This is a genomic window from Rhabdonatronobacter sediminivivens, from assembly GCF_013415485.1.
GTDB classification, from domain to species: domain Bacteria; phylum Pseudomonadota; class Alphaproteobacteria; order Rhodobacterales; family Rhodobacteraceae; genus Rhabdonatronobacter; species Rhabdonatronobacter sediminivivens.
On record NZ_JACBXS010000021.1, the window covers coordinates 22,982 to 47,546 of the forward strand.

At 65.2% G+C, this 24,565-nt stretch carries 21 protein-coding genes; 12 read left to right on the forward strand and 9 right to left on the reverse strand.

Annotation, left to right across the window (positions count from 1 at the left end; translation table 11 throughout):
• Positions 1 to 96: 96 nt before the first annotated feature.
• The gene (gene gltB, locus HUK65_RS11140) at positions 97 to 4,635 is read right to left on the reverse strand and encodes a glutamate synthase large subunit (protein WP_179906345.1); all 4,539 of its coding nucleotides are present in this window, start codon (positions 4,633 to 4,635) and stop codon (positions 97 to 99) included.
• A gap of 64 nt (positions 4,636 to 4,699) precedes the next feature.
• A complete protein-coding gene (locus tag HUK65_RS11145; protein ID WP_179906346.1) occupies positions 4,700 to 6,142 on the reverse strand; it encodes an NAD(P)-dependent oxidoreductase in 1,443 nt (480 codons plus the stop codon).
• Between the two features lie 208 nt (positions 6,143 to 6,350).
• On the opposite strand from HUK65_RS11145, the gene HUK65_RS11150 reads away from it, so the two are divergent.
• From HUK65_RS11150 to HUK65_RS11175, 6 genes are all read left to right on the forward strand, one after another.
• A complete protein-coding gene (locus HUK65_RS11150; RefSeq protein ID WP_179906347.1) occupies positions 6,351 to 7,154 on the forward strand; it encodes an undecaprenyl-diphosphate phosphatase in 804 nt (267 codons plus the stop codon).
• A gap of 74 nt (positions 7,155 to 7,228) precedes the next feature.
• A complete protein-coding gene (rpiA, locus tag HUK65_RS11155) occupies positions 7,229 to 8,011 on the forward strand; it encodes a ribose-5-phosphate isomerase RpiA (protein ID WP_179906348.1) in 783 nt (260 codons plus the stop codon).
• Between the two features lie 5 nt (positions 8,012 to 8,016).
• Positions 8,017 to 9,375 carry a glutathione-disulfide reductase gene (gene gor / locus HUK65_RS11160; RefSeq protein ID WP_179906349.1) on the forward strand — a complete coding sequence of 453 codons (1,359 nt, stop codon included), beginning with the start codon at positions 8,017 to 8,019 and terminating at the stop codon, positions 9,373 to 9,375.
• 88 nt (positions 9,376 to 9,463) lie between these two features.
• Entirely contained in the window at positions 9,464 to 10,612 is a 1,149-nt protein-coding gene (gene hflK, locus HUK65_RS11165) for an FtsH protease activity modulator HflK (protein WP_179906350.1), read from the forward strand.
• On the forward strand, positions 10,612 to 11,610 hold the full coding sequence (gene hflC, locus HUK65_RS11170; RefSeq protein WP_179906351.1) for a protease modulator HflC: 999 nt from the start codon (positions 10,612 to 10,614) through the stop codon (positions 11,608 to 11,610). Before hflK ends, hflC begins: the two co-directional genes overlap by 1 nt.
• Positions 11,611 to 11,631: 21 nt before the next feature.
• Entirely contained in the window at positions 11,632 to 11,820 is a 189-nt protein-coding gene (locus HUK65_RS11175; RefSeq protein WP_179906352.1) for a DUF2065 domain-containing protein, read from the forward strand.
• A 202-nt stretch (positions 11,821 to 12,022) separates the two neighbouring features.
• Here the strand turns inward: HUK65_RS11175 and HUK65_RS11180 are convergent, their stop codons facing one another.
• Together HUK65_RS11180 and HUK65_RS11185 are read right to left on the reverse strand one after the other, a co-directional pair.
• Positions 12,023 to 12,529, reverse strand: coding sequence for a CAP domain-containing protein (locus HUK65_RS11180; protein WP_179906353.1), 507 nt, complete (start codon positions 12,527 to 12,529; stop codon positions 12,023 to 12,025).
• Positions 12,530 to 12,643: 114 nt separating this feature from the next.
• Positions 12,644 to 13,246, reverse strand: a complete 603-nt coding sequence (locus HUK65_RS11185; protein WP_179906354.1) for a gamma-glutamyl kinase — start codon at positions 13,244 to 13,246, stop codon at positions 12,644 to 12,646.
• 264 nt (positions 13,247 to 13,510) lie between these two features.
• Between HUK65_RS11185 and HUK65_RS11190 the strand changes: the two genes are divergently transcribed.
• Positions 13,511 to 14,536: a TAXI family TRAP transporter solute-binding subunit gene (locus tag HUK65_RS11190; protein WP_179906355.1), complete on the forward strand. Its 1,026-nt coding sequence runs from the start codon at positions 13,511 to 13,513 to the stop codon at positions 14,534 to 14,536.
• Between the two features lie 132 nt (positions 14,537 to 14,668).
• A complete protein-coding gene (locus HUK65_RS11195; RefSeq protein WP_179906356.1) occupies positions 14,669 to 16,837 on the forward strand; it encodes a TRAP transporter permease in 2,169 nt (722 codons plus the stop codon).
• Positions 16,838 to 16,965: 128 nt separating this feature from the next.
• Here the strand turns inward: HUK65_RS11195 and HUK65_RS11200 are convergent, their stop codons facing one another.
• Genes HUK65_RS11200 through HUK65_RS11215 form a run of 4 tightly spaced genes read right to left on the reverse strand, consistent with a single transcriptional unit; the run spans position 16,966 to position 19,270 of the window.
• Positions 16,966 to 17,406: a MarR family winged helix-turn-helix transcriptional regulator gene (locus HUK65_RS11200; RefSeq protein WP_179906380.1), complete on the reverse strand. Its 441-nt coding sequence runs from the start codon at positions 17,404 to 17,406 to the stop codon at positions 16,966 to 16,968.
• Position 17,407: 1 nt separating this feature from the next.
• Positions 17,408 to 18,241, reverse strand: coding sequence for a carbon-nitrogen hydrolase family protein (locus tag HUK65_RS11205; RefSeq protein WP_179906357.1), 834 nt, complete (start codon positions 18,239 to 18,241; stop codon positions 17,408 to 17,410).
• 4 nt (positions 18,242 to 18,245) lie between these two features.
• Positions 18,246 to 18,503, reverse strand: a complete 258-nt coding sequence (gene grxC, locus HUK65_RS11210) for a glutaredoxin 3 (protein WP_179906358.1) — start codon at positions 18,501 to 18,503, stop codon at positions 18,246 to 18,248.
• A 44-nt stretch (positions 18,504 to 18,547) separates the two neighbouring features.
• Positions 18,548 to 19,270, reverse strand: a complete 723-nt coding sequence (locus HUK65_RS11215) for a ComF family protein (protein WP_179906359.1) — start codon at positions 19,268 to 19,270, stop codon at positions 18,548 to 18,550.
• Between the two features lie 37 nt (positions 19,271 to 19,307).
• On the opposite strand from HUK65_RS11215, the gene HUK65_RS11220 reads away from it, so the two are divergent.
• Both HUK65_RS11220 and hemH read left to right on the forward strand, forming a co-directional pair.
• On the forward strand, positions 19,308 to 20,147 hold the full coding sequence (locus HUK65_RS11220) for a methyltransferase domain-containing protein (RefSeq protein ID WP_179906360.1): 840 nt from the start codon (positions 19,308 to 19,310) through the stop codon (positions 20,145 to 20,147).
• 113 nt (positions 20,148 to 20,260) lie between these two features.
• Entirely contained in the window at positions 20,261 to 21,316 is a 1,056-nt protein-coding gene (hemH, locus tag HUK65_RS11225; RefSeq protein WP_179906381.1) for a ferrochelatase, read from the forward strand.
• Positions 21,317 to 21,454: 138 nt separating this feature from the next.
• On the opposite strand, the gene HUK65_RS11230 is transcribed toward hemH, so the two are convergent.
• Positions 21,455 to 22,192, reverse strand: coding sequence for a glutamine amidotransferase (locus HUK65_RS11230; RefSeq protein WP_179906361.1), 738 nt, complete (start codon positions 22,190 to 22,192; stop codon positions 21,455 to 21,457).
• A gap of 257 nt (positions 22,193 to 22,449) precedes the next feature.
• On the opposite strand from HUK65_RS11230, the gene HUK65_RS11235 reads away from it, so the two are divergent.
• Together HUK65_RS11235 and HUK65_RS11240 are read left to right on the forward strand one after the other, a co-directional pair.
• Positions 22,450 to 23,328, forward strand: coding sequence for a 5-bromo-4-chloroindolyl phosphate hydrolysis family protein (locus HUK65_RS11235; protein WP_179906362.1), 879 nt, complete (start codon positions 22,450 to 22,452; stop codon positions 23,326 to 23,328).
• 51 nt (positions 23,329 to 23,379) lie between these two features.
• Positions 23,380 to 24,564: a toxic anion resistance protein gene (locus HUK65_RS11240; RefSeq protein ID WP_179906363.1), complete on the forward strand. Its 1,185-nt coding sequence runs from the start codon at positions 23,380 to 23,382 to the stop codon at positions 24,562 to 24,564.
• The last annotated feature ends 1 nt before the right edge of the window (position 24,565 follow it).

Sequence of the window (24,565 nt, forward strand, 5' to 3'; positions counted from 1 at the left end):
CCTTCGCGCGCCCGGCACCGACCGAGACCCCAAAGACCCCTGTAACCCCCACAGCACCGGCGCTGACCCATCCGGGACCAGCGCCATGCCCCGGCATCACTCTGCAGGCAGGGCCTGCGGTTCGTGGCTCAGCGGGTGTTCCAGATGCGACAGCATCTCCTTGGGGCAGATCTGGATGAAACGGTCCTTCTCCACATCCCAGCGGCGCAGGATCTCGGCGGCGCGGGCACTTTCGGTCTCGGCCGCGTGGCGTTCGATCAGCCCTTTGAGCTGCGCCTCCCAATGGTCCACCGTGACCTTGCACTGCACCAGCGTTTCCAGGTTCATCAGCTCCAGCGCGGTGCCATCCGGATCATGGATATAGGCCATGCCGCCGGTCATCCCGGCCCCGAAATTGGCGCCGATGCTGCCCAGGATCACCGCAACCCCGCCGGTCATGTATTCGCAGCCGTTGGACCCGCAGCCTTCGATCACCACATGCGCGCCGGAATTGCGCACCGCAAAGCGTTCCCCCGCGCGCCCGGCGGCGAAGAGATGCCCCGCCGTGGCCCCGTAAAGCACCGTGTTGCCGATGATGGTATTCTCATGCGCCACCAGCGGCGAGGACATGCGCGGACGCACCACCACCGTGCCCCCCGACAGGCCCTTGCCCACATAGTCATTGGCGTCGCCAAAGACCTCCAGCTTGATCCCCGGCGCCAGGAACGCGCCCAGCGACTGCCCGGCACTGCCCGCCAGCTTCACCGTCAGGTGATCCGGCTGCAGATTGTTGCGCATCCCGAAGCGGCGCACCAGATGGCTGGACGCCCGGGTGCCGATGGTCCGGTCAGTGTTGCGCACCGCATAGGACAGCTGCATCTTCTCGCCATCCTCGAAGAACCGCGCGGCATCGCGGATGATTTCCGCGTCCAGCGTATCCGGCACGCTGTTGCGCGGCTTGTCACGGTCATAGCGGATCTTGTCGGCGCCATCGACGGTGATCAACAGCGGGTTCAGGTCCAGGTCATCCAGATGCGCGGACCCACGGCTGACCTGCGCCAGCAGATCCGCCCGGCCGATCACCTCATCAAGCGAGCGCGCGCCGATCTCGGCCAGCACCTCGCGCACCTCCTGCGCGTAGAAGGTGATCAGGTTCACCACCTTGTCGGCGGTGCCGGTGAACTTGGCGCGCAGATCCTCGCGTTGGGTGCAGACGCCGACCGGGCAGGTGTTGGACTGGCACTGGCGCACCATGATGCAGCCCATGGCGATCAGGGCGGCGGTGCCGATGCCGTATTCCTCGGCCCCCAGCATGGCGGCGATGACAATGTCACGCCCGGTGCGCAGGCCCCCGTCGGTGCGCAGCGTCACCCGGTCGCGCAGCTTGTTCATGGCCAGAACCTGATGCGCCTCGGACAGCCCCATTTCCCAGGGCAGGCCCGCGTATTTGATCGAAGTCGCGGGCGAGGCCCCGGTGCCGCCATTATGCCCCGAAATCAGGATCACATCGGCCTTGGCCTTGGCCACCCCGGCGGCGATGGTGCCGACGCCGGATTGCGCCACCAGCTTTACCGTCACCTTGGCGCGCGGGTTGATCTGTTTCAGGTCATAGATCAGCTGCGCCAGATCCTCGATCGAGTAGATATCATGATGCGGCGGGGGCGAGATCAGCGTGACCCCCGGCGTGGAATGGCGCAGCTTCGCAATCAGCTTGGTCACTTTCATGCCCGGAAGCTGGCCACCCTCGCCGGGCTTGGCGCCCTGTGCAACCTTGATCTCCAGTTCCTCACACGCATTCAGATATTCCGCCGTGACCCCGAACCGCCCCGAGGCCACCTGCTTGATCTTGGCAGACGGATTGTCGCCATTGGGTTCGGGGTGGAAATGCGCCGGATCCTCGCCGCCCTCACCGCTGTCGGACTTGGCGCCGATGCGGTTCATGGCGATGTTCAGCGTCTTGTGCGCCTCGGGCGAGAGCGCGCCCAGCGACATCCCGGGGGTGACGAAGCGCTTGCGGATGGCGGTGATACTCTCCACCTCCTCGATCGGCAGGGGGCGGCCCAGCGGCTTGATGTCCAGCAGGTCACGGATGTGGATCGGCGGGTTGGACTGCATCATCTCGCTGTAGCGTTTCCACAGCGCAAAGGAGGCCTGATCGCAGGCGCTCTGCAGCAGATGCATGGAGCGCGCTTCCCAGGCGTGCTTTTCGCCCGACCGCCGCGCCTTGTAGAAGCCGCCGATGGGAAGGATGTTCTCGCCGCCGCGCCAGCCCTTGGCGTGGATCTGCTCGACCTTGCGCTGCAGCCCGTGCAGCCCGATCCCCGAAATCCTTGAGGGCATGCCGGGGAAGTATTCGGCCACCAGCGCGCGGGACAGACCCACAGCCTCGAAGTTCAGCCCGCCGCGATAGCTGGAAATCACCGAGATTCCCATCTTGGACATGATCTTCAGAAGGCCTGCATCGACGGCCGCGCGGTAGCGGCGCATGGCCTCCAGCAGCGTGCCTTCGATCAGCCCGCGGTCAATGCGGTCAGCGATGGTTTCCTGCGCCAGATAGGCATTCACCGTGGTCGCCCCGCAGCCGATCAGTACCGCAAAGTAATGCGGGTCAATGCATTCGGCCGAACGCACATTGATCGAACAGAAGGTCCGCAGCCCCTTGGCGGTCAGCCAGCTATGCACCGCGCTGGTGGCCAGGATCATGGGCATGGGCACGCGGTCCGGGCTTTGGTGTTCATCGGTCAGCACCAGATGCCCGGCGCCGGAACGCACGGCATCCTCGGCCTCGGCCCGGATGCGCTCAAGCCCGGCGCGCAGGGCGTCCTCGCCCGCGTCCACGGCGAATGTGCAGTCGATGGTCACAACATTGGCGCCCAGCTCGCGCACCATGACATCGAATTCGCCATTGGCCACGAAGGGGCTTTCCAGCACCACGATCTCGGTCTGGCTGCTGTCTTCGTCCAGCACGTTCTTGAGGTTGCCGAACCGGGTTTTCAGGCTCATCACCCGAAACTCGCGCAAGGAATCGATGGCCGGGTTGGTGACCTGGCTGAAATTCTGGCGGAAGTAATGCGACAGCGGCCGATACATCTGGCTGAGCACCGCCGCCGGCGTGTCATCGCCCATGCTGGCCACGGATTCCTTGCCATCCTCGGCCATGGGGGCAAGGATCTGTTCGATCTCCTCCATGGTGTAGCCTGCGGCGACCTGACGGCGGCGCAGCTCCGTGCGGTCCAGCTGGCCGGTTTCGGGGACATCGCGCAGCCGCGCGTTCAGGTCCACAACCTTTTCAACCCATTCGCCAAATGGCTGGGCAGCGGCCAGGCGGTTCTTGATTTCCGTGTCATGGTAGAGCTTGCCCTCGGCCATATCCACGGTGATCATCTGCCCCGGCCCCAGCGCGCCCTTCTCGCGCACGCTCAGCTCATCCACCGGGACCATGCCCGCTTCGGACCCGGCGATCAGCAGCCCGTCACCGGTGACGACATAGCGCATGGGGCGCAGGCCGTTGCGGTCAAGCCCGGCGCAGACCCAGCGGCCATCGGTCATGGCCAGGGCGGCGGGACCGTCCCATGGCTCCATCACGGCGTTGCAATAATTGTACATGTCACGCCAGGCATCGGGCATTTCCACGGCCTGCTTGGACCAGGCTTCGGGGACCAGCATGGTCTTGGCCATGGGCGCGCTGCGGCCTGCGCGGACCAGAACCTCGAACACCGCATCCAGCGCCGCCGAATCCGACGCGCCCGAGGCCACGATGGGCTTGATATCCTCGGCCATATCGCCGAACGCGCCAGAAGCCATGCGGATCTCATGGCTTTTCAGCCAGTTGAGGTTGCCCTTCAGGGTGTTGATCTCGCCGTTATGGGCCAGCATGCGGAAGGGCTGGGCCAGCCACCACTGGGGAAAGGTATTGGTGGAATAGCGCTGGTGATAGATGGCAAAGGCGCTTTCAAACCGTTCATCGCGCAGATCGGGATAGAACTCGGCCACCTGTTCGGCCAGCATCATCCCCTTGTAGATGATCGACCGGCAGGAGAGCGAGCACAGATACAGCTCGTTGATCTGTGCCTGCGCGGCGGCCTTTTCGATCCGGCGGCGGATGACATAAAGCTCGCGCTCGAAGGTTTCCTCGTCGGTGCCCTTGAGGTTGCGGATCAGGATCTGTTCGATCTCGGGGCGGGTGGCATTGGCCTTTTCGCCCAGCACGGCGGTATCCACCGGGACATGGCGCCAGCCATAGATGCCATAGCCCATGCGCAGGACTTCGGTTTCCACGATGGTCCGGCAGCGCTCCTGGGCGCCGAAATCGGTGCGCGGCAGGAACACCTGGCCCACGGCGATCAGCTGATCGGGGCGGGGTTCATGGCCGGTGCGGCGGATCTGGTCATAGAAGAAATTGACCGGGATCTGCACATGGATCCCCGCGCCATCGCCGGTCTTGCCGTCGGCATCCACGGCACCGCGGTGCCACACGGCCTTGAGCGCGTCGATCCCGTTGACCACCACCTGCCGCGAGGGCTTGCCGTCGATGGCCACCACCAGCCCCACCCCGCAGGAGGAATGCTCATCTTCGGGCTTGTAAAGGCCGTGTTTGGCGACCAGCGCGCGGCGGGCCTGTTCTTCGGCGCTCCAGGTCGAAGGAAGCTTGGTCATGGCGGGTTCCTTTCGGACATCGGGTCGGCGGGGCCGCCCGGAATGGCAAGGGATGGGGGGCGGATTACTCCGCCGCCACCTGCGCGGGCTGTTCCAGATAGGCCAGGATGCTGTCGGCGGCCTCGCGCCCGTCACGGATGGCCCAGACCACCAGCGATGCGCCCCGCACGATATCGCCCACGGCCCAGACGCCGGGCAGATCGGTTTCATGGGTGTTGAACCTGGCCTTGATGGTGCCCCAGCGGGTGACGGTCAGTTCCGGCACGTTCCAGAGCGCGGGCAGGGCTTCGGGCTCGAACCCCAGGGCCTTGATCACCAGATCCGAGGCTTCGGTGTAATCGGCGCCCTCGATCACCTCGGGGGAGCGGCGGCCGGTGGCATCGGGGGCGCCCAGGCGCATCTTCTGCACGATCACGCCCGATACGGCCCCGTCATCATCGGTGACAAAGCCGCGCGGGGCGGTCTGCCAGACGAATTCGACGCCCTCTTCCTCGGCGTTCTGGGTTTCGCGCTGGCTGCCGGGCATGTTGGCGCGGTCCCGGCGATAGAGGCATTTGACCGACACCGCGCCCTGCCGCACGGCGGTGCGCACGCAATCCATGGCCGTGTCGCCGCCACCGATGACCACCACGCGGCGGCCCTTGGCGTTCAACTCGCCCGAATCAAATTCCGGCACCTCATCGCCAAAGCTCTTGCGGTTCGATGCGGTGAGATAGTCGATCGCCCGCACCACGCCGGGGGCACCCACATTCGGCGCCTCCAGATCGCGGGACTTGTAGACACCGGTGGCGATCAGCACCGCGTCATGCTTGCCGCGGATGGCGTCAAAGCTGATATCCTCGCCCACATTGCAGTTGAGGACAAACTCCACCCCGCCATCGGCCAGCTGGTCGATCCGCTGCATGACCACGGGCTTCTCCAGCTTGAAGCCGGGGATGCCGTAGGTCATCAGCCCGCCCGCGCGGTCATAACGGTCATACACGGTGACCTGGATGCCCGCACGGCGCAGCCGGTCGGCAGCCGCCAGCCCGCCGGGGCCCGCACCGATGATCCCCACCGACTCGCTGCGTTCCTGCGCGGGGCGGATGGGCTTGACCCAGCCCTTTTCCCACGCGGTATCAGTGATGTATTTTTCCACCGCGCCGATGGTCACGGTGCCATGCCCGGCCTGTTCGATGACGCAATTGCCTTCGCACAGGCGGTCCTGGGGGCAGATGCGGCCGCAGATCTCGGGGAAGGTGTTGGTTTCCTGGCTCAGCTCATAGGCTTCTTCCAGGCGGCCCTGCGCGGTCAGCATCAGCCAGTCGGGGATGTTGTTGTGTAGCGGGCAATGGGTCTGGCAATAGGGCACGCCGCACTGGCTGCACCGCCCGGCCTGTTCCTCGGCCTTCTCGGTCAGATACTGGCCGTATATCTCGCCGAAATCCTCGGTCCGGATTTCGGGCGGGCGTTTGAGCGGCATTTCCTTTTCTACCGATATAAAGCGAAGCATCTGACTCTGGGTCATGCTGGGTCCTCCTGGCTCCGTTCGGGTCTATTAAGACCACGGCGCGCAGAAGAAAAGACATAATTGCTGACCTAATATTCAGTTTCTGGCCGCCCTGCGGCCATTCGCTGAGAAAAAATGCAAAAAATAGGTCACAATAGCTGACATATAATTCCGCTTTCGCCGTATCTCAGCATCAGTATGGTGCGCGCAAAACGTCGGAGCAGTCATGTCCTTTCTTCATATTTTCATGCTGGCGGTGATTCAGGGCCTGACCGAGTTTCTGCCGGTCTCGTCCTCGGGGCATCTGATCCTGCTGCCGGCGCTGACCAACCTGGAGGATCAGGGCCTGGTCATCGATGTGGCGGTGCATGTGGGCACGCTCTTTGCCGTGTGCTGGTATTTCCGCGCCGATGTGGCGCTGGCGGTGCGCGGGGTGCCGCGGATGCTGCGCGGGCAGATCGACACCCAGGGCGCCTGGCTGGCGCTGTGCCTGACCATCGCCACCATTCCTGTGGTCATCGCAGGGCTGATCTTTCACCTGCTGGGGATCATGGAGATGCTGCGCAGCGTGGCGGTGATCGGCTGGGCCATGATCATCTTCGGCATCGTGCTGTATCTGACCGACCGTTTCGGCACCACCACCCGCAACGCCGAGGACTGGTCCCTGAAACACGCCCTCTATGTGGGGCTGTGGCAGGCGGTGGCGCTGATTCCCGGCACGTCACGCTCGGGGATCACCATATCGGGGCTGCGGGCCATGGGGTATAACCGCCACGGCGCGGCCAAGGTGGCGATGCTGATGTCCATTCCCACGATCATCGCCTCGGGCGGGTTGATGGGCATCGACGTGGTGCGGATGGCGGATTGGCAGGCGGCGCGCGACGGGGCGATTGCGGCCTTCATCGCCTTCTTTGCGGCTTGGGCGGCGTTGGTTTTCATGATGAAGCTGCTGCGCACGGTCAGCTTCACGCCCTATGTGATCTACCGGCTGATCCTGGGCAGTGTGCTGCTGGTGATCGCCTATAGCTGAGGTCGATTCGCCCTCGAATCCCCGGCCGAATGCCCCTATAACCCCGCCAGATCGACAGGCGGAGACCCAGAGCCATGACCGACCAGTTGTCCCCGGTGGACCGCGCGAAATATGCCGCCGCCGTCTGCGCCGCCGATATGGTGGAAAGCGGGATGCGCTTGGGTCTGGGCACCGGCTCAACCGCCGCCTGGATGGTGCGCCGACTGGGCCACCGGGTTCAGGAGGAGGGGCTGCGCATCACCGGCGTGCCGACCTCCAGCCGCACCGCCGAACTGGCCCGGCAGGTGGGAATCGATGTCGTCAGCCTTGATGAGGCCCGCTGGCTGGACATGACCATCGACGGCGCCGATGAATTCGACCCTGAACTGGCACTGATCAAGGGCGGGGGCGGCGCGCTGTTGCAGGAAAAGATCGTGGCCACGGCCTCGGACCAGATGGTGGTGATCACCGATGCCGCCAAGGAGGTGCAGCATCTGGGCGCCTTTCCCCTGCCGGTCGAGGTGATCCCCTTTGGCTGGCAGGCCTCCAAGGCGCTGATCGAGGAAATCCTGGGCACGCTGGATGTCATGGGCACCACCGCCAGCCTGCGCATGGAAGGCGACCGGCCCTTCATCACCGATGAGGGCAACCACATCCTGGACCTGGGCCTGGGGCGGATCGGCAATGCGCGGCAATTGTCGCTGGTGCTCAACCAGGTGCCGGGCGTGGTGGAAAACGGGTTGTTCATCGATATCTGCGATATCGTGCTGATCGGCCATGCTGACGGGCGGGTGGAGCGGCGCGACATGACCACCGGCCGGGTCAGCGCCGAAACCGTGCAGATCGACATGGGCAACAACGCATTCAAGGATATCTGACACCCATGGCATTCGACTATGACCTGTTTGTAATCGGAGGCGGCTCGGGCGGGGTGCGCGCGGCCCGGGTGGCGGCGGCGGAACATGGCGCAACTGTGGCGCTGGCCGAGGAATACCGCATGGGCGGCACCTGCGTGATCCGCGGCTGCGTGCCAAAGAAGCTGATGGTCTTTGCCTCGGGCTTCCCCGAGGCGGTGGCCGATGCGCAGGCCTATGGCTGGGACGCGCAGATCGGCGCCTTTGACTGGCCGCGCTTCCGCGCCGCGCTGGATGCCGAACTGACCCGGCTGGAAGGGATCTACCGGAGCAATGCCGAAAAGGCCGGCGTGACCCTCTTCGACAGCCGCGCCACCTTGGTCGACCCGCATACGGTGGCGTTGGCGGATGGACGGCAGGTGACGGCGAAACACATCCTGATCGCCACCGGCGGGCGACCGTTCATCCCTGAAAAATGGGCCGATGCCGGCTGCATGACCTCGAACGAGGTGTTCCGGATGGAGGCGCTGCCCGAAAGCATCCTGATCGTCGGCGGCGGCTATATCGCCAGCGAATTTGCCTGCATCCTCAACGGGCTGGGAGTGAAGGTCACGCAATTCTACCGCGGCGCCCAGATCCTGCGCGGCTTTGACGAGGAAGCCCGCGGCCATATCGCCGACCAGATGCAGGCGGACGGGATCGACCTGCATCTGGGCACCGACATCATGGAGATGGAGCGGCGCGACGGGCGCACCTGGGTCAAGGCGACAACCGGGCTTGATGCCACCTATGATGCGGTGCTGTTTGCCACCGGACGGGTGCCCAACAGCGACGGCCTGGGCCTGGAGGCACTGGGGCTGGAACTGTCGCGCAACGGGGCCATTCCGGTCGATGCCCACAGTCAGACGGCGATCCCGTCGATCTTTGCGGTGGGCGATGTGACCGACCGGGTGAACCTGACGCCGGTGGCCATCCGCGAAGGCCATGCCTTCGCCGATACGGTCTTTGGGGCGACCCCGCGCAGCGTCGATCACAGCCTGATCGCCAGCGCGGTCTTTACCCGGCCCGAACTGGGCACCATTGGCCTGAGCGAGGAAGTCGCCCGCGAGCAAGAGCCCATCCACGTCTATTGCGCGGCATTTCGCCCCATGCACAGCCTGTTTGCAGGGCGAAATGACCGTGTTTTGATGAAGCTGGTGGTATCGCAGGATACCGACAAGGTGCTAGGGTGTCATATTGTCGGCGATGATGCGGGCGAACTTATCCAGCTTGCCGCCGTGGCCATTGGCATGGGGGCGACCAAGGCCGATTTCGATCGCACGGTGGCCGTGCATCCCACAATGGCCGAGGAACTGGTCACCATGCGCGCTCCGGTGCGCTCAACCTGAGGTCAAGTCGAACTCTGCTTGATTTCGCATCAGACCTTTCCAAGTTGTCCTTGGATATCCAAAACGAAAACGTGAAGGAAAAGACCGAATGTCTGGAAACAACGGTGGACCCTGGGGAGGGGGGGGCGGCAACCGCGGTGGCGGTGGCGGCCCGCGCGGGGGTTCCGGCGGCGGGCGCGGCCCCGGCGACCAGGGCCCCAATATCCCTGAAATCGATCAGATCGTGAAAAAGGGCCAGGAGCAGCTGAAGGTGCTCATGGGCGGCCGTGGCGGCGGCGATGGCGGTCGCGGCGGTGGCTCGGGCGGGCCGGGTTTCTCAAAGCGCGGCGTCCTGCTGGGCCTTGTGGGTCTGGGCCTGATCTGGCTTGTGGCGTCGGTCTATACCGTCAAGCCCGAGGAACGCTCGGTCGAACTGATGTTCGGCCAGTATTACCGCACCGGCGCGCCGGGGTTGAATTTTGCCCCCTGGCCGGTCGTCACCCATGAGATCGTGCAGGTCACGACAGAGCGTGTGACCGAAGTGGGCACCGGCACCGCGCCTCTTGACCAAGGCCTGATGCTGACCCGTGACGAAGCCGTGGTGGATATCGAATTCCAGGTGGTCTGGAATATCACCGACCCGGCGCGGTTCCTGTTCAACCTGGCCGATCCGCGCGAAACCGTGCGCGCGGTGTCCGAATCCGCCATGCGCGATATCATCGCGCGTTCGGAACTGTCGCCGATTCTGAACCGGGATCGGGGTTCCATTGCCGCCGACCTGCGCGCGGCCGCGCAATCCACGCTGGACAGCTACGAATCGGGCATCAACATCATCCGGGTGAACTTTGACAAGGCCGACCCACCGCGGGAGGTGATCGACAGCTTCCGTGAGGTGCAGGCCGCACGTCAGGAACGTGACCGGCTGGAACGTCAGGCTGACGCCTACGCCAACCGCGTTCTGGCAGCCGCGCGCGGTGAAGCCGCCCAGGTCCAGGAAGAGGCCGAAGGTTACCGCGCCCAGGTGGTCAACAACGCCCAGGGTGAGGCCAGCCGCTTCGTTTCGGTCTTTTCCGAATATGTGAACGCGCCTGAAGTGACCCGCAAGCGCATGTATCTGGAAACCATGGAACGGGTGCTGGGCGACATGAGCCTGACCATCCTGGACAATGTCACCGGCGGAGGCGGCAACGGCACGGGCGTTCTGCCCTATCTGCCGCTTGACCAGCTTCAGCGCCAGCAGCCGAGGAGTGCCGACTGATGCGGAAATTCGGACTTTTCATTCCCGTCATCGTGGTCGTCGCAGTGGTGGCCGTATCGGCGCTGTTCGTTGTGGATGAGCGTGAGAACGTTCTGGTGCTGCAATTCGGGCAGGTCCGGCAGGAGATCAACGAGCCCGGTCTGGGTGTGAAGATCCCCTTCATCCAGGAAGTCGTGCGCTATGACGCCCGCATCCTGGGCCTGCGGACCCAGCCGTTGGAGATCACACCGCTCGATGACCGCCGTCTGGTGGTCGATGCCTTCATGCGCTGGCGGATCACTGATGTGCGCCGCTTCCGCGAGGCTGTGGGCATGGAGGGCATTCGCGCCGCGCAAGGAAGGATGGAGCGGATCATGAACGCCGCCATCCGCGAGGTTCTGGGCGCCGTGCCCTCCGGTGCCGTGCTGTCCGAAGACCGCACCATCCTGATGAACCGCATCCGTGACCTGGCTCGGCGCGAGGCTGAAACGCTGGGCGTGGATGTGATCGACGTGCGCCTGACCCGCACCGACCTCCCCGAGCAGAACCTGGCGGCGACTTTCGCCCGGATGCGCGCCGAGCGTGAGCGCGAGGCCGCCGACGAAATCGCCCGCGGGAACGAGGCCGCACAACGCGTGCGCGCCCTTGCGGACCGGACGGTGGTTGAACTCGTCTCCTCCGCACAGCGCGAGAGCGAGATCATCCGCGGTGAGGCCGATGCCGAGCGGAACCGGATCTACGCCGAGGCCTTCAACCTTGACCCGGAATTCTTCGCTTTCTCGCGCTCGCTCCAGTCCTACGAGCGTGCGTTGCGCGGCGAGAATGCCACCATGGTCCTGCGTCCGGATAGCGAATTCTTCGCTTTCCTGCGCGGCGACGGGCTGGATCCGGAACTGGCCGCCGCCCTGCGCGAAGCGGCCGAGGCCGGGGAGGTCGATCAACCCGAAGTCATGCAGCGCGAGGAACAGGGCGAAGAGCCCGACATCGTTCGCGAGCTGGAAGAAATGATCGGAAACTGATCCGGAACGGCTGGGGGCAGGATGCAGACCATTGTTCTTGCCCTTGGGCTGGTTCTGATCATCGAGGGGCTGGTGTTCGCACTGGCCCCTTCGCGTATTGATGAACTGCTGCGCATGCTTGCGCAGATGCCGGTGGAAACCCGGCGTCTCATCGGCCTGACCGCGCTGGCTCTTGGCGCAGCACTGGTCACGCTGTCCGGGCTGATCTAGCGTCCGGGGCCGAAGTCGGGCGCCCGCCGCTCGGTGTCGCGGGCGATCAGCGCGGCCCTGGCCGCGCTGCCGGGCCCAACGCCATGGTGGTTGCGCGCTTGCGCGCAAGCGGCCATGGGGGCGGGAGTGCCCCCCGCCCGGTACCGCGCCACCAGCAATGTCAGCTTGCCTGCGATCCTTGCACCCGAAGGCAGCCGGCCGGTCAGCACCCTGCGGCGAAAACCGTTACCCAGCGCATGCCGCGCCCGTTGCGGGGCGTGGCGATGCCCAGGCCCACGTGTGTAGTGTCCGGGCGCAGGATGTTCTGTCGGTGGCCCGCCGATTGCATCCAGACCCGGTGTGCCTGTTGTGAACTGCGCACGCCCATCGCCAGGTTCTCGGACAGGATACAACCGCGCAAACCCGCGGCGCGCACGCGTTGTGCAAAGGGCACGTTGCCGGACCCGGTGTGGCCAAAGAACCCGTTGCGCGCCATGTCGCAGGCGTGACCCTGGGCCACCCGGGCCAGGTTCGGTTCATGACGCACCGGCGCCAGCCCGCGGGTGCGCCGGTCGGCATTGATCAGATCGGTCATGCGGGCGGCCTCGCGGGGGGATACCTCGGCGCAGGCCTGCGCGCTGGACGGGGACAGGGCGACCAGCATGGCGCTTGTCACTGCGGCCAGCCCCATGCGGCGCAGGCCATGCCCGGCAGACAGAAAGAATGGCATCGGACCCTCCATACCACGGGCGCCAAGAAAAACGCCGGGCAATGGCCGATTCCGGCCAGAACCATGGCCAGAGCGTGGCGAAGATCGAAAACCCGAAGGATCAGGGCGCGCCCGTCAGGCCTGCGCCTGTTCATGCAGGCGAAAACAGGCGGCCCGTTCCGCCTGCAAGCGCGCACGCATCGCGGGCGACAGCTCCGGCGTGCCGCCGCCGCCGGGCGAGACATTCTCGCGCTTCAGCTCCAGCGGCAGGTCCAGCCGCCGGGACAGCCACAGGCAAAAGGCCTCCATCGCCTCATACCGGAACAGGGTATCCACCCCGCCCTCGCCGCGCGGCCCGCTCAGAAACCGTGACTGAACTCCCACGGCGGCCGGGGGCGGCGGCGGTTTCGACAGATAGGCGCCCACAAAACTGTCGAAATCCATACCGCGGGTGCTGCGCGGTGTGGCTGCGATGGCATCGCGCTGGCGGTAACGATACCAGCTTCCAAGCCAGTCCTCGGGCGCGCGGATCAGGGCGCAGGTTTCCATGGGCTTGTCGGTATATTGTGCCACCAGGGGCGCCACGAAGCGCATGTATCGGCGCAGGCTCATGTGTTTTACCTGTGGAAGGTTCCGAAACGCCATGTCCGCATGCGGGGCCAGCGCCGAATGCAGCGCTGTGCTGCCGGTCTTCGGAGTGGCCAGCAGGACCAGACGTTTTTCGATGAAAACCAGCACCTTGCACCCCGCTCTGGCACGGCCATGGTGGCGCGCCCGGGTCCAGATGTGCCGTCCAGGCGGCGCCCTGTCAATCCTGCGCAGGATGCTTTGGGGTGCACAGCATATGCGCAGCCAGGCCCGCCCCGCACATTTCCGAGTCAAATTTTCTTGATCCGTGGCCAAGCTTCGGCCAACCTGATCACGTCTCGGGCGTTGCGCATCTGCAGGCCGCATGACCAACGGGCCACAGAGCCCACACGTACAATCCTTGGGAGGACCCTCATGACCTTTGCACCCTTCACCCGGCGTGTCGCGCTGGCATCCGCTCTGGCGCTACCGCTTGCTGCGCTGGCGCCGAACATGGCCGAAGCTGACGACCGCAACTATGTCCTGACCACCGCCGGGACGGGCGGCACCTATTATCCTGTGGGTGTGGCGCTGGCGACCCTGGCCAAGATTCACTTGCAGAACGCGCACGGGATCGACATGTCGGCCATTTCATCGGCCGGGTCGGGGGAGAACACCGTGCTGCTGCGGGAAAACCAGGCGCAATTTGCCATCATGCAGGGGCTGTTCGGCCAATGGGCGCGCGAAGGCTCCGGCGCGTTGGAAGAGGCCGGCCCCCAGGAGAACATGCGCTCCATCGCCATGCTGTGGCCCAATGTGGAACATTTCCTGCTGCGCACGACACAGGTCGAGACCGGCACCGCCAGCGACCTGCACAACCTGAGCGGCCCGTTCTCGATCGGCGCGCGCAATTCGGGGACGGAACATTCCAACAAGTTCCTGTTGGAGAATTTCGGCATCGACTATGAAAGCTGGGATCTGGTCTATCAGGGCTTTGCGCCCTCGATCGACGCGCTGATCAACGGCACCATTGATTCGGTCAACATCAACTCGGGCATCGGGGTCGGCACCGTGACCCGCGCCAAGGCGCAGATGGGCGATGCCGTGACCCTGCTGTCCGTGACCGAGGAAGAGCTGGAGCTGTTTGACGGCGGCACCGGGCTGTATTTCTCCATCACCATCCCCGGCGGCACCTATCCTGGCATTGACGAGGATCTGGAAACCATCGCCCAGCCCAATTTCCTGGCGGTGAATGCCGATGTCCCCGAGGAAGACGTCTATCTGTTCACCAAGACGATCTACGAAAACCTGGGCTTCCTGTGCAATATCCACCCTGCGACCTGTGACATGAGCCTGGAGAACGCCATGGCCGGTCTGCCGCTGCCGCTGCACCCCGGGGCTGCGCGCTTCTACGAGGAAGAGGGGCTGACGATCCCCGAAAATATCGCGCCGGTGGACTGAGCCGCGCACATGTGCAGGGCCGGGGCAACCCGGCCCTTTCGCCATTCAGAGGCACCGGCACCCCGGGTGGACCATGTTCACGCGCGTGCTGTGCCCGTGCCGTGATCCAATGCAGCGACAGGCCAGAGCCCCATGACGCCAGACCCCAGACAGGCCGCCGATCCGCAGAAACTGGCCATTGCCGCCCAGACCGATGACAGCGATTCCGGCCAGCGCAGCCCCGACAGCGCGGCCGGCAAGGTCAGCTTCTGGTTCGGGGTCGCACTGGCGCTGGCGCATATCTGGCTGAACACGCTCAGCACCTGGTCGGAACTGTGGATCGCGGTGTTCCATTTCGCAGGTTTCGGCTTTCTGTGCGCGTTGCTGTTTCCCGCCTGGCAGGCGCGCACGCCGGGCGGGCAGCGTCTGGTGCTGGCGCTCGATGTCGTGCTGGCCATCGCCGCGCTCAGCCTGTTTGCCTATCTCTACACCAACGAGCTGGACTTCTATCGCCGCATCCAGACCACCGGCTTTGCCTGGCAGGACTGGTTCTTTACCGTCCTTGCCGTAGTGCTGGGGATCGAGTTCACCCGCCGAACCACCGGCTGGATCATTCCCATCCTGATCGTTCTGGCCTTCACCTATATCACCTTCTGGGGCAGCCAGATCTCGGGGATGCTCAGCTTCACGGGGTTGCGCACCGATACGATGCTGTTTCGGGTTTTCTATACCGATGACGGCATGTTTGGGACGGTGGCGCGGATCTCCTACAGCTTTGTGTTCATGTTCATCCTGTTCGGGGCGTTCCTCATGCGCTCGGGCGCGGGGGCGTTCATTCTTGAATTTGCGCAGGTGCTGGCGCGGCGCATGATGGGCGGGCCGGGCTTTGTAGCGATCATCGGGTCGGGGCTGATGGGGACGATCTCGGGCTCGGCGGTGGCGAATACGGTATCCACCGGGTCCATTACCATCCCGCTGATGAAACGCGCGGGCATCCCGCCCAAGACCGCCGCCGCGACCGAGGCTGCAAGCTCCACCGGGGGGCAGATCATGCCGCCGATCATGGGGGCGGGGGCGTTCATCATGGCCTCGTTCACGCAGGTCCCCTATCTGACCATCGCCGCCGTATCGGTGCTGCCGGCGGCGCTCTATTTCCTGTCGGTGGGCTATTACATCCGCATCACTGCAAAGCGGCTGAACCTGCAGCCCGATGAAGCCTCCACGCAGAAAACCCTCTGGCAGGTGTTCAAGGACAACGGGTTGTCCTTCTTCCTGCCCATCGGGGTGCTGATCGGGCTGATGATCTGGGGTTACACGCCCACCTATGCCGCCGGGATCGCCATCATCGCCGTGGTGGTGTCCAGCTGGATCACCCGCAACCCCATGGGGCCATGGGCCGTGCTGGAGGCGCTGGCGCTGGGGGCGAAGAACATGGTGCTGACGGCGGTGCTGCTGGTGGCCATCGGGGTGGTGATCACGGCGGTGACGATCTCGGGCATCGGCAATACGTTTTCGCTGATGATCGGCGCCTGGTCCGGCGGGTCGATCCTGATCGCCATCATCCTGATCGCGCTGGCCTCGCTGGTGCTGGGGATGGGGCTGCCGGTGACGGCGGCCTATATCGTCATCGCCACGCTCTCGGCCCCGGCGCTGGCGGACCTGATCACCAATGTCGAACTGATCTCGGCCATTGCGGCGGGGAATATCGACCAGTCGGTGGGGGCAATGCTGATGCTGGGCTCGCCCGATCACGCCGCCGCCATAGGCGAGCCCATGTCGCGCGAGCTGGCATCGGAGATCTTTGCCGCCGCGCCGCTGGAAATGCATCGCTTGATCATCGAACAGACGCTGTCACGCGATGTGATCCTGGCCGGGCTGCTGGCTGCGCATCTGATCATCTTCTGGCTGAGCCAGGACAGTTCGGTGACGCCGCCGGTCTGTCTGACGGCCTTTGCCGCGGCGGCGATATCGGGGTCACGGCCCATGGCAACGGGGGTGACGGCCTGGAAGATGGCAAAGGGGCTGTATATCGTGCCGCTGCTGTTCGCCTATTCGCCGATCCTGCATGGCACCACCCTGGAGAAACTGCAGATCTTCATCCTCTCGGCGGCGGCGCTTTATTGTTTTGCCGCAGCCATCGAAGGGTATATGGAGACTGCGGTGAACTGGTTCGAACGCGGGTTGCTGGTGGTGCTGTTCGGTGTGCTGATCTGGCCGGAGCTGGGGGGTATAGAATGGGCCGCCTTTGCGGTGTTCCTGGGTCTGCTGGTGGTCAATATCCTGCGTGATCAGCGCGGCAGGCGCGAGCGGGTGGCCGCCTGAAACTGCCCGGGCCCGGCAATACCTGACCTGTGCGGAAAAGCGCCCCCAAGCCGCGCCCACCCACCCACCCAGCGCGCCTGCGGCGGGCGCTGCCCGCTTTGCGGGCAGGGGGGGCGTTGCCATGGGTTTCAGTTGGCCTCAAGCGTCTGGCGCAGGGCGCGCAGAATGGGGATCACCTGGCGCGCGCGGTCGAGGCCGACGTTTTCCACCATTTCGGCAATCAACGGGGTGAGCGCGCCCAGGGCTGCATCCCGCGCAGTCTGACCGGCGGGGCTGAGCGAGACGAGTTTGCGCCGCGCATCATCCCAATCCGGGCGGATATGGATGTATCCGGCCCATTCCAGCTTTGCCAGCGTGTTGGTCATGGCGCCGCGCGTGACATGAAAGGCGCGGGCGAGTTGCGCGGGGGTGCGTTCCTCCTGCAGCCGGGCCAGCAGGTTGAGAACCCCGAAATGCGACAGCTCCATCCCCTTCGGCAGGACACGCGACAGCCGGTTGCGCGCCATCTGGTCGGCAATCAGCAATTCGCTGAACAGGGCAGCGGCGATATCCCCGGTGCGCGGATCCATGTCACGGACCTGCGAAGGGCCGGTCATGGCGGAGCGAGGGCACCCGCGCGCGTGCCGTCTGCACCGCGGTCATGTCCAGATCCACCATGAACACGCCGGGGCTTTGCCCCGCATCCAGAAGCACCTCGCCCCAGGGTGCCACTGCGATGGAATGGCCATGGGTGGTGCGTGCCTTGCCGCGCTGTGCGGAATGGGTGCCGGTCTGGGCCGGGGCCAGCACGAAACACCCGGTTTCGATCGCGCGCGCCCGCAGCAGGGTTTCCCAATGTGCCTTGCCGGTTTCAAAGCTGAAGGCGGCGGGCACCGTCAGGATCTGCGCCCCCGCCTGCGCCAGGGCGCGATAGAGATGGGGAAAGCGGATGTCATAGCAGACCGTCATGCCGATAGGCGCCAGTGGCGTATGCGCCAGCACGGCACGGTCCCCGGGGCGGAATCCTTCGGATTCGCGATAGGTTTCGGTTTCGGACACATCCACGTCGAACATGTGGATCTTGTCATAGCGTGCGGCGATGGCGCCATCCGGTCCGATCAGGAGCGAGCGGTTGGCGAAGCGGCGGTCCTGCGGGTCATCGGTTTTCAGCGCCAGCGAGCCGATGAGCAGCCACAGGCCCTGCGCCTGCGCCTCTGCGCGCAGGGCGGCCAGGGCAGGGTCTTCGTCCTCGGTGCGCAGGACGGCGTTCTGATGGCTGCGCGAGGTAGAGACGCAATTCGTCACCTCGGGCGTCAGCACCAGATCGGCGCCCCGGGCCGCGGCCTCTTGCAGGTAGCCGCGTGCCGCGTCAAGATTTGCCTGCGGATCATCGCTGCTGGTCATCTGCACAAGTGCCGCGCGCATTGGTCTATCCTTTCAGAAGCGTGTCCAGCTTCCCGGCATCGTCAAGCGCGTAAAGCTCATCGCAGCCGCCGACATGAACGCCGCCGATGAAGATCTGCGGCACCGTGCGGGCGCCGCCAGCGCGCTGAATCATCTCGGGCTTGCGTCCGGGATTTGTCAGGACATTGATTTCGCTGAATTCGGCGCCTTTGGCTTTCAACAGCCGCTTGGCGGCATGGCAAAAACCGCAAAGCGGCGAGGTATAGATTTCAACGTCTTGCATCGGCGCATCCTGGCGACAGGGGATTTGCGCGCGACTATACGGAATTATGCGCCCGGCGCAACGCGCGCCAGGGCCACCACCCGCACCGATGCCGCCCCGGCGGCGATGCAGGCCTCGGTCGCGGCGGAGAATGTGGCGCCAGCGGTCATGACATCATCGACCAGAAGGATATCGCGGCCCTGGATGCGCGCGCCGCGCCTGGGATGGGGGGCGATGGCCCCCACCACATTGTCGAACCGCCCCCGCAGTCCGCGCCCGTCCTGGGTGCCGGTGTGGCGGGTGCGCACCAGCAGGTCCGGGCAATGCTCCAGCCCCGCGGCCTGCGCCAACCCGGCCGAGAGCAGCGCCGACTGGTTGTAGCGCCGCTTTGCCAGCCGCAGCCAGTGCAGGGGGATGGGTGCCACCAGCATGCCGGGGCGCAGCATGGGCCGGGCGGCGGCGTGCAGCCAGTGCCCGGCCGCCCGGGCATAGTCATGGCGGTCATAGTATTTCAGCCCCAGGACCACGGAGCGTGATTTGTCCCCATAGAGCATGGCCGCCCGCCCCTGTTCCCAGGGCCGGGCGATGCGCAGGCAGTCATCGCATTGCACGGGGATGTCATCGGCCGCACCGGGCAGGGGCAGGCCGCAACTGTCGCAGACCAGTCCATGGATGAAATTTGCCGCGCGCCAGCACTCGGGGCAAAGCGCGTGTTCGGTATCGGTCAGCGTGTCGCAGGTCAGGCACTGCGGCGGATAGATCGCGCGCAGCAGGCTTTGCAAAACCATCCCTCTCTCCTAGATACCGCTCAACACCGGAGCTGCCATGACCCAACCGCCCGAAATCGCCGATGCCGCCGCCCTGGCCCGCAACCGCCAGCGCGCCGAGGCGATGCCTTTCCTGCATGCGCAAGCCCGCGACGAGCTTCAGGAAAGACTCAGCGAGGTTAACAGAAGGTTTACGACCCCTGCGATCATCAGCGCTCTGGCCGCGCCATGGGTGGATTTCCTGCCCGGAGCGGTGCTGGTTGCCGATGATCCGGTTCTGGCACTGGAAGAGGGTGCCCATGATCTGGTGATCCACGCCATGGCGTTGCACTGGGCTGCCGATCCGGTGGGGCAACTCGTGCAGGCACGCCGGGCGCTGAAACCGGATGGCCTGTTTCTGGGGGTGCTGTTCGGTGGCCAGACGCTGGCCGAGTTGCGCGCGGCGCTGGCGCAGGCAGAATCCGAATTGACCGGAGGCCTGTCGCCGCGCGTGTTGCCCATGGCCGAAATCCGTGATCTGGGGGCTTTGCTGCAACGCGCGGGTTTTGCCCTGCCGGTGGCGGATTCGGTGACCCTGCGCGCGGATTACCGGGACCTGCGGCATCTGGCCACGGACCTGCGCGCCATGGGCGAGGGCAACGCCCTGGCCGGACGCCGCCGCCGCCCCGCGCCCCGCGCCCTCTTTGACCGGGCCGAGGCGCTGCTGCGCGCCCATCACGCAGCGCCGAACGGGCGGATACGGATCAGCTATGACCTGATCTTCCTGACCGGCTGGGCCCCGGACGCCAGCCAGCCGCGCCCGCTGCGCCCGGGTTCCGCCAGCACACGCCTGGCCGAGGTGCTTGGAACGCGGGAAACACCGCTTCCCAGGGGCGGCTTGATCCCGCGCAAAGATTGACCCCCGGGCAAAACCCTATATGTCACCTCTGACCCGGACGCAGCCGTAACCGAGGACCCTCTGCCATGCTTGATGCTCAGCCCAGCCAGACCGCCGCCCGTTGTCCCGTGCATATGGATCAGCCCGGCGAAGGCCGCCTGGCCCATGCCAACCCGGACCACCCGCCGGTTCCGCAGGCAAGGATCGGTGTGCTGCTGGCCAATCTGGGCACCCCGGACAATTACGACTACTGGTCCATGCGCCGCTATCTGAACGAGTTCCTGTCCGACCGGCGGGTGATCGATTATTCGCCGTTTCTGTGGCAACCCCTGCTGCAACTGGTGATCCTGTCCAAGCGGCCCTTCACCAGCGGGGCGAATTACAAATCCATCTGGAACCATGACAAGGGCGAAAGCCCGCTGATGACCATCACCAAGGACCAGACCGCCAAGCTGGCCGAAACCATTGGCGCGCGCTTTGGCGACAATGTGATGGTGGATTTCTGCATGCGCTACGGCAATCCCTCGACCAAGTCGAAGGTCGCGGAAATGGTCAAGGCTGGGTGCGAGAAGATCCTGTTCTTCCCGCTTTACCCGCAATATGCGGGCGCGACCTCAGCCACCGCCTGCGACCAGTTCTTCCGCGCCTTGATGGAACAGAAATGGCAGCCCGCCGCGCGCACCGTTGCGCCCTATTTCGACCATCCGGATTACATCGATTCACTGGCGCAATCGGTGCAGAGTGCCTATGACGCCATGGACGAAAAGCCCGAGGTGCTGGTGGCCAGCTACCACGGGATGCCCAAGCGTTACCTGCTGGAAGGTGACCCCTATCACTGCCAGTGCCAGAAGACGACGCGCCTGCTGCGCGAGAAACTGGGCTGGGAGAAGGACAAGATCCAGACCACGTTCCAGTCGGTCTTTGGCTCCGAGGAATGGTTGCGGCCCTATACCGTGGACCATGTGGCCGATCTGGCCAAGCAGGGGGTGAAGCGGCTGGCGGTGGTGGCGCCGGCCTTTTCCGCCGATTGCATCGAGACGCTGGAAGAGATCAACGAAGAGATCAAGGAAAGCTTCGAGGAGGCAGGCGGCGAGCATTTCACCTATATTCCCTGCCTGAACGACGATGACGCCCATATCGCCGCGCTGACCAAAGTGATCGAGAGCAATCTGGCGGGCTGGACCGACTAACCTCGTCCTGCCGGGGGGCGCTTGTGGGTGGTGTGGAAGCGCCCTCGGGCCGCGCCCACCCACCCACCCTGCGCGCCCCGAGGGCGCTGCCCGGCGCGGGGCGCGCCGGGCTGGGCTTTTCTGGCAGGTGCTGCGCCTTCAGGCGCCGTAGCGCGCGGTGAAATTCGCCAGTATCCGGCCTGAGGCTTCGGTCATGACATCGCGGCAGGCGGCGGTCAGCGCCTCGGCCTGATCGGGGGGGAAATAGCCCTTGTCGCGGTAGATGCGGATACGCAGGGCGAAGCTTTGTCCGTCGGCTTCGGGGTGGAATTGCGTTGCATAGACGTTCTGGCCGTGGCGGATCATCTGAAAGGGGCAGCGCGGCCCCTCCAGCAGATGCACGCAGCCCTCTGGCAGATCATCCAGTGCCTCCTTGTGGCCGACCAGAATATCGAAGCGGTCGGGCAGATCGGCCAGCAGCGGGTCGGCGGCGCCCTGCGGGGTCCGGGTGGCGGTGGTGGGGCTGACGGGTTCACCATAAAGCGCCTTGGTCACCGGGGCGCCCAGGTGGTGGCCCAGGATGCCGATACCGTAGCAGCAGCCCATGAAGGGAAAATCCCGCGCCGTGATCTCGGGCATGAGCGAGAGGATCGCAGCCTCGATCCGCGCCTCGGTAGGGTTGCGGGCCTCGGGCGGGTCGCTCACGCAGCCGGGGCCGCCGCCGACGATCACGCCGGCGTAATCGTCCAGCGACAGGTCGACCGGCAGGGGCTCCTGATCCAGGCGGATGCGATGCACCTGGCCGCGATCCAGCCGCCCGCGGCGCAGGAAGGCGGTGAATTCCTCATCCGCGGCCTCAACCTCGGGGCGCAGTTGCAGGATCAGAAAAGGCTTCATGGCAGCATGTTCCAGGACAGGTCACAGTGCTTGTAACCGCCCCTCTGGTCCAAGGACAAGGCAACACCCGGTCTTGCGTGGATAATCTCTGTCCATGGGGACCTTGCGCTTTCCGAATCCGCTTGCCATGTCGTATGGTGAGCGGCAGGCGGATTTGAGCCGGGTATATTTGATGACGAACACGGGACTTCAGCGAACCAGCTTCGTGCTGCTTCTGGCGCTCATGATCTATGTCGCGGCATTCGGAGGCTGAGGACGTGGCAAGGCGGTTCGGCGGAAAATACAGCCCCGGCAGCAAGCGGGTGCCAGACTTGCCCCTCCGGGTGCATCCGGCCGGTGCGCGGGTCAACCTGCTGTTCGTGGTGCCGTTCATCTTTGCAATCCGCGCCTTCCTGCAGGATCCGGCCGGGCTGGTTCTGAACCTCGGGGTTTTTGCGCTGCTGATGCTGGCCGCCTGGCTGACCCGTGAGGGGGTGCTGGCGCAGCACGCCTATGACGCGCGCGAGGCTGCCCGCCGCCCCGCCTTTCCGCGCAAGATTGCGGGGTCGGTGCTGACGGGGGTGGCGCTGGGGCTGGCGTCTCTGGGCGCGGGGCCGGGTGCGGCGGTGCTGCTGGGCGCATTGGGGGCGGTGCTGCATCTGGGTGCCTTTGGTCCTGATCCGCTGCGCGACAAGGGGATGGACGGTGTGGACGGATTCCAGACCGACCGCGCCCTGCGCGCCACCGCCGAGGCTGAAAAGCACCTCAAGGACATGGCCGAGGCCATCCGCCGCAGCGGCGACCGCGCGCTGGTGGACCGGGTGGCCAGCTTCAGCGCCAATGCCCGCGCCCTGTTCCGCGCGGTCGAGGATGACCCCCGCCGGCTAAGCGCGGCGCGCCGATATCTGGGCGTCTATCTGACCGGCGCGCGCGATGCCACGGCCAAGTTTGCGGACCTCTATGCCCGCACCCGCGATGATACCGCCCGGCGTGAATACGCGGCGCTGCTGGATGACATGGAAGGGCGCTTTGCCCTGCGCCGCGAAACCCTGCTCGGCGATGACCGCCAGGCGCTGGATATCGAAATGGAGGTTCTGCGTGAGCGGCTGGCCCGCGAAGGGCTGCGCACCGACGCGGCCGCGCGACAGACCACCTGACAACCATGCGGCGCGGGCAAGCCCCCGGCGCCGCGACGAAGGGAGCCAAGAATGACCGACACCGTGCGCCAGAAGGCGATGGAGATCACGCCCGAGGTTCAGACCCTGGCGGACAAGGCCCTGCCCGAACCCCAGGGAGATCTGCTGACCCTGGACCAGGCCCCCGCCGACAAGGCCGAGGCGATCCGCACCCGGCTGGCCGAAATCGACATCACCGATACCGGCTCGATCATCGGGTTCGGCGCCGGCGCGCAGCTAGAATTGCAACAGATCAGCCAGTCCATGCTGACCGATGTGAAGAACAAGGATCTGGGTCCGGCAGGCGACACGCTGCGGGAAATGGTCACCACCATTCGCGGGTTTTCGGTCACCGAACTGGACACGCGGCGCCAGCGGAGCTGGTGGGAACGCCTGACCGGGCGCGCCACGCCAATGGCGAATTTCATGGCCAGATATGAAACCGTGCAGGACCAGATTGACCGGATCACCGAAGCTTTGCTGGGCCATGAAACGCGCCTGTTGAAAGATATCAAGGCGCTTGATCTGCTTTATGACAAGACGCTGGAATTCTATGACGAGCTGGCGCTGTATATTGCCGCGGGCGATACCCAGTTGCAAAAGCTGGATGCCGAGACGATCCCTGCCAAACAGGCCGAGGTTGATGCCGCGTCTGAGGCGGACAAGGTGATGATGGCGCAGGAGCTGCGCGACCTGCGCGCCGCCCGCGATGATCTGGAGCGCCGGGTGCATGACCTGAAGCTGACACGGCAGGTGACCATGCAGTCGCTGCCGTCGATCCGGCTGGTGCAGGAGAACGACAAGGCTCTGATCACGCGGATCAATTCGACGCTGGTGAACACGGTCCCCCTGTGGGAAACGCAGCTTGCGCAGGCGCTGACCATCCAGCGGTCGAAAGAGGCCGCCCAGGCCGTGCGAGAGGCGGGTGATCTGACCAATGAGCTTCTGACCCGCAACGCCGAAAACCTGCGCGAGGCCAACCGGACCGTGCGTGAGGAGGTTGAGCGCGGGGTTTTCGATATCGAGGCTGTCAAGGAGGCGAATGCCACCCTGATCGCCACGATCGAGGACAGCCTGCAGATCGCCGATGAAGGGCGCAGCCGCCGTGTTGCCGCCGCCGAGGAACTGACCCGGATGGAATCCGAATTGCGCGAGTCGCTGGCTTCGGCCAAGGCGCGGGCCTCGGGCGACGGGGCTGCGGCCCAGGCAGGCGGCTGAC